5 protein-coding genes are annotated in these 5,252 nt (G+C 69.9%); 1 reads left to right on the forward strand and 4 read right to left on the reverse strand.

Features of this window, described 5'->3' with window-relative positions; genetic code table 11:
• Positions 1-409 (reverse strand): solute carrier family 23 protein (locus VR45_RS39365; protein ID WP_045944769.1); only part of this gene is annotated, 409 nt, incomplete at its 3' end.
• Between the two features lie 356 nt (positions 410-765).
• Between VR45_RS39365 and VR45_RS39370 the strand changes: the two genes are divergently transcribed.
• Positions 766-1,581, forward strand: a complete 816-nt coding sequence (locus VR45_RS39370) for an RNA ligase family protein (RefSeq protein WP_234326630.1) — start codon at positions 766-768, stop codon at positions 1,579-1,581.
• Between the two features lie 93 nt (positions 1,582-1,674).
• Here VR45_RS39370 and VR45_RS39375 read toward each other — a convergent pair whose 3' ends face one another.
• From VR45_RS39375 to VR45_RS39385, 3 genes are all read right to left on the reverse strand, one after another.
• Positions 1,675-2,526, reverse strand: coding sequence for a carbohydrate ABC transporter permease (locus VR45_RS39375; RefSeq protein ID WP_045944770.1), 852 nt, complete (start codon positions 2,524-2,526; stop codon positions 1,675-1,677).
• Entirely contained in the window at positions 2,526-3,455 is a 930-nt protein-coding gene (locus VR45_RS39380) for a sugar ABC transporter permease (protein ID WP_045944771.1), read from the reverse strand. Before VR45_RS39380 ends, VR45_RS39375 begins: the two co-directional genes overlap by 1 nt.
• Before the next feature lie 160 nt (positions 3,456-3,615).
• Positions 3,616-4,884, reverse strand: coding sequence for an extracellular solute-binding protein (locus tag VR45_RS39385; protein WP_045944772.1), 1,269 nt, complete (start codon positions 4,882-4,884; stop codon positions 3,616-3,618).
• Between the last annotated feature and the right edge of the window lie 368 nt (positions 4,885-5,252).

Genomic DNA, 5,252 nt, shown 5'->3' on the forward strand with positions numbered 1-5,252 from the left:
CCGCATGGATCACCTTCCCGCCCAGCGCCTGCACCACCCCGCCGCAGGCCGCCAGCACCGCACCCACCACCAACAACGCCCCCGTCAGCGTCGCCGCATCCCCGCCCTGCGTCCTGATGACCGCCGCCACCCCCACGAACGACAGGCTCGACCCCAGGTACGACGGAATCCGACCCCCCGTCACCAACAGGAAGAACACCGTCGCCACACCCGACACCATCACCGCGAGGTTCGGGTCCAGCCCCATGAGGACGGGAGCCACGAAAGTGGCCCCGAACATGGCCACCACGTGCTGCGCCCCGAGCCCGACCGTCCGCCCCCAGGACAATCGCTCGTCCGGCCGCACCACCACCCCGGGCTGCGGCGCGCGGCCGTCCCCGTGCAGCTTCCACCCGAACCCGACCTTCATACCGCTCCTCGCTCGTGGCCGACGCCTGTCGACACCGTCAGATCTCCAGGTACGACCAACTCGGGTCTGATCATGCATTCACCGGCGCCACGAAGCTCGCGCCGAACACGGCCACCACGTGCTGGGCGCCGAGCCCCGCGGTCCGGGGCCAGGAGAGCCGTTCGTCGGGACGGACGACCGCTCCGGGTACGGGCGAGATCCATGTGGGGGTTCGCTCTCTCTGTACTTCCGGGGATTTCCGGTGGACTGTGCCGCACCATTCTCCTGGTCAGCGGCCCCTCCTCGCGCCTCCGCGCCGTCGGAATTACTGTTATGCCAATTGACACAACATCAAACGGGCTTCTACGCTCCCGGTCATGGAGGAAGAGCCCAAACGGCGCGGCCGGCCGCGCAAGGACCCGGAACGACTGGCGCGCTGGACCCCGCCCGACGGCTGGTCACGGCTGGTCGCGTGGGTGTCGCCGGAGGAGAAGAAGGCGCTCAAGCGCGTCGCCGTGGACGCCGAGGTCTCGGTCGCGGACCTGGTGCGGTCGCTGGCGAGCGGGCTGGCCACGGGGGCGATCACGCACGAGGAACTGGTCGGGCAGGTCAGGAGAGGTAGGCAGGTCATGGAGAAGATCCCCACGCTGTTCGAACGCGACGGCGACTTCCGCGTCATGGACCGTCCACGGGCCGAGTGCGCCTGGGTCTTCGCCGGGGAGGGCGCGCCGACGGAGAAGCTGGACGGCACCAATGTGCGGCTGACCGTCCGCGGCGGCCACCTGGTGCGGGTGGAGAAGCGGCGCAACCCGAGCAAGGCGCAGAAGCAGCAGGGCATCGTCGACGGCTGGTACGTCGACACCGACCAGAACGGGCCCGAGGACCGCTGGATCCTGACCGCGGCCGGCAACACCGACGTGACCGCCTGGCCGGACGGCGAGCACGCCTGCGAGGCCCTCGGCCCGCGGATCCAGGGCAACCCGCTGGAGCTGGACGACCACCTGTGCGTGCCGTTCGACCTGGCGGCGCCCGTGTACACCGCCGTGCCGCGCAGCTACGACGGTCTGCGGGAGTTCCTCGCCGGCCTGGAGAGCCGCTACGCCCCGGGCACCCTGGCGGAGGGCATCGTGTTCCACCACCCCGACGGCCGCCGGGCCAAGATCAAGCGCAAGGACTTCCCGACGGCGGCCTGAGCGTCCACCTCGGCGGGGAGCCGGCGGCGCCGGGGGCGTCGGGGGCATCTGTCCTCGGCGCCCCCGACGCCCCCGACGCCCCTGCGTACCCGGTCACTTGACCGAACCGGCGGTGAGGCCGGAGACGACATGGCGCTCGATGACGGCGAACAGCACCACCACCGGCAGGATCGCGATCACGGAGCCGGCGAAGAGGAAGTTCCACTGGACGGTGTAGTTGCCGATGAAGCTGTTGATGCCGACGGTCAGCGGCTGGCTGTCGGACCGGGTGGAGAGCGTGAGGCCCATCACGAACTCGTTCCAGGCGGAGATGAAGGTGAAGACGACCGCGGTGACGATGCCCGGCATCGCCAGCGGGAGCACCACCCTCCGCAGGGTGCCGAACCGCCCGAGCCCGTCGAGCATCGCGGCCTCCTCCAGCGCCACCGGGATGGAGCCGATGTAGGCGGTGAGGATCCAGACGGTGAAGGCGAGGTTGAACGCGGCGTTGCAGAGGATCAGCGTCCACACCGAGTTGAGCATGTCGAGCTGGTGGAACTCGCGGTAGAGCCCGACCAGCAACGCCGTCGGCTGGAACATCTGGGTGACCAGGACGAGCAGCAGGAACAGCTTGCGGCCGCGGAAGCGGGTGCGGGCGGTGCAGTACGCGGCCGGCAGGGCCACCGCGAGGGCCAGCAGGGTGGAGCCGCCGGCGACCAGCAGGGTGACCCGGAGGTTGACGCCGAGGGTGGAGTCCCGCCAGACGTCGACGAGGTTGGACCAGGCGAAGTGGCTGGGCAGATAGCCGGCGTCCCGCAGTTCGTCGGCCGGCCGGACGGCGGTGACGACCATCTCCAGGTACGGCAGCAGGAACAGCGCGGCCAGCCCCCAGGCGGCGGCGGTGGCGACGAGGGTGCGGGGGCGGATCGGCTCGCGCCGGGCCCGGAGCACGGTCTGACGCTGCATCAGTTCTCCTCCTGGTTCCACCGGCTGACCCTGAGGAAGAGGAGGACCATCAGGACGACCAGGGCGAAGTTGACGACGGACATGGCGGCCGACTCGCCGATGTCGGTGTTCTTCAACTGGTACATGAACACCGTCGTGGTGGCGGTGTCGCTGTTGGGCCCGCCCTGGGTCATGCCCCAGATCACGGGGAAGGAGTTGAAGACGTTGATCAGGTTGATCACGAGGCCGACCAGGAAGGCCGGCCGCAGCAGCGGCAGGGTGATCCGCACGTAGCTCTGGAACGCGGTGGCGCCGTCCACCCTTGCCGCCTCGTGCAGTTCGGCCGGGACGGTCTGGAGGCCGGCGAGCAGGGTGTAGGTGGTGAAGGGCAGTGAGACGAAGACCGCCACCAGCATCATCCAGGGCCAGGCGGTGTCGGGGTCGCCGAGCCAGTCCCGGGGGGCGTCGATCAGCCCCAGGTCGGCGAGCAGCGTGTTGAGCACCCCGGAGGTCCGGTTGAGCATCCACTTGAAGCCGATGGAGGTCATCAGCACCGACGCCGCCCAGGGCGCGATCAGCGCCCAGCGGGTGAAGCGGCGCCCGGGGAAGCGCTGGTCGAAGAGCTGGGCCAGGGCCAGCGAGAGGAGCATCGTCAGCCCGACCACCGCCAGCGTCCAGACCACGGTGTGCACGAGCACCCGGCCGAGGTCGGGCTCGTCGAAGAGCTTGCGGTACTTGTCGAGTCCGGCCGAGCCGCGGACGAAGCCGCTGGTGCTGATCCGCAGGAAGGAGGTGCGGATCATCTCGTAGACCGGCCACAGGACCACCAGGACGATCAGCAGGACGGCCGGGCCGATCCACGGCAGCGGGCCGAGCCGGGCGGCGAGGGAGCGGGCGGGCGGGCGCCGGCCGGCCCTCCGGCCTTGTGGGGAAGCTGACTTGAGGGACACGAGGGTGCCTTCCGGGCGTGCGGGCTCCGCCGGCCGGGTGGCGCGCGGGAGGGCGCGCGCCACCCGGAGGGTGCGGCGGGAACCGCGGATGCGGCGGGTGCGGTGCCGTGCGTGCGGTGCCGTGGGCGTGCGGTGCCGTGGAACCGGGGGCGCGGGCGGGCTACTTGTCGGCGACCGCGGCCTGGGCCTTCTTCTGCAGGTCGCCCAGGACCTTGGCGGGGTCGTCGGCGACCGCGGAGCCGATGCCCTTCTTGAGCTCGGCGGAGACCGCGTCCCAGGCGGTGTCGCCCAGGGGGTAGAAGGCGGCGCCGGGCAGCAGGGCGAAGAAGGGCTCGAGGTCCTTGTGCTTGCCGCCCGTGCTCATCTCCTTCAGGGTGTCCTGGGTGACGGGCATCAGGTTGTAGGTCTCGACGAACTTGAGGGTGTTCTCCTTGGCGTACGCGAAGTCGAGGAAGGTCCTGATCTGCGCCGCGTGGCCGTTCTTCTTGAACGCCATGGTCCAGTCCGCCACGCCCAGGGTGGACTTGAGCGGCCCGGTCTTGCCGGGGATGGGGGCCACACCGTAGTCGACCTTGCCCTCGGTGGACATGGAGATGAGCGAGGGGTGGCCGTTGAGCATGGCGGTCTTTCCGGCGGCGAAGTCGGCGAAGGCGGTCTTGCGGTCGGTGGTGGCGGGGTTGGCGTAAGTGAGGCCCGGCTGCACCAGGTTGGCCTTCAGCCAGCTGAAGGTGCCGACGTTGGCCGGGCTGTCGACGGTGTAGGCGCCGCTGCGGTCGGTGTGGCCGCCGCCGTTGCCGAGTTCCCAGATCATGCTCTCGCCCTGGGCCTCCTCCGGGCCCAGCGGCAGGGCGTAGGGGACGACGCCCGGCACCTTCGCCTTGATCTTCTCGGCGTCGGCCTTGAGTTCGTCCCAGGTGGTGGGGGGCTGGGCGATGCCGGCCTGCTGGAAGAGGGCCTTGTTGTAGAAGAAGGCGCGGGCGGAGGAGACGAACGGGATGCCGTACTGGGTGTCCTTGACCTTTCCGGCGTCGGCGAAGGTGGCGATCAGGTTGGCCCTGGTCGCGGTGGAGAGCACGTCCTCGGCCTTGTAGAGGAGGTCGTCCGCGACCTTGTCGGCGTAGCCGCCGGTCTGCAGGACGTCGGGGACGTTCCCGCTCTGGATCATGGTCTTGACCTGGCTGTCGATGTCGTTCCAGTTGATGACCTGGACGTCGACCTTGATGTCGGGGTGGGCGGCGGTGAAGGCGGCGGCGACGCCGTCCCAGTAGCCCTTGGAGCTGTTGGAGGCCTTGTCGCCGTAGTCGGCCGCGACCAGCTTGAGGGTGACGTTCCCGCCGCCGGAGCCGCTGGATCCGCCACTGCCGCACGCGGTGAGCGTCAGCGCCGCGGTGGCGCACAGCAGGGGGATGCCGAGGAGCCGCTTGTTCATGGCCGTGTACCGCCTTCGTCCTGCGAACCCGGGCCGGGGGCGGGGGTTCGTTCCTGGGAGTGCAGAAGCCGAGCACCGCACCGGTGCGTCGCGGGGGCTGGGGGAGGCCGCCGCTCGGTGCACCTGTCGGCTGTCCAACGGGCGGGCAGCCGGTCGTGGCTGCTTGTTTGTGCTTGAAGACAGCCAGGTTTGCGCAAATGTGAAGTGCCCGTTGTTCACGGAAGTATTCACGAGGGGCGCCGGGCGGTCTAGTTGCTGTTACCGGACCGTTGCGGACGTGCCGCCTGCCGGACGGTTCGGGCGTTCCCGGCGGACGCTTCCGACACATCGTCAGATGCGGTGTCCTGCCTGGTCGGCATGGATGGATC

The sequence above is a fragment of the Streptomyces sp. NRRL S-495 genome (genome assembly GCF_000966955.1).
Taxonomy (GTDB): Bacteria; Actinomycetota; Actinomycetes; order Streptomycetales; family Streptomycetaceae; genus Kitasatospora; species Kitasatospora purpeofusca.

Bases quoted from the DNA above. Each gene is read 5' to 3' on its own strand.
- VR45_RS39370 (WP_234326630.1), top strand. From the start codon at position 766: ATGGAGGAAGAGCCCAAACGGCGCGGCCGGCCGCGCAAGGACCCGGAA.
- VR45_RS39375 (WP_045944770.1), bottom strand. From the start codon at position 2,526: ATGCAGCGTCAGACCGTGCTCCGGGCCCGGCGCGAGCCGATCCGCCCC.
- VR45_RS39385 (WP_045944772.1), bottom strand. From the start codon at position 4,884: ATGAACAAGCGGCTCCTCGGCATCCCCCTGCTGTGCGCCACCGCGGCG.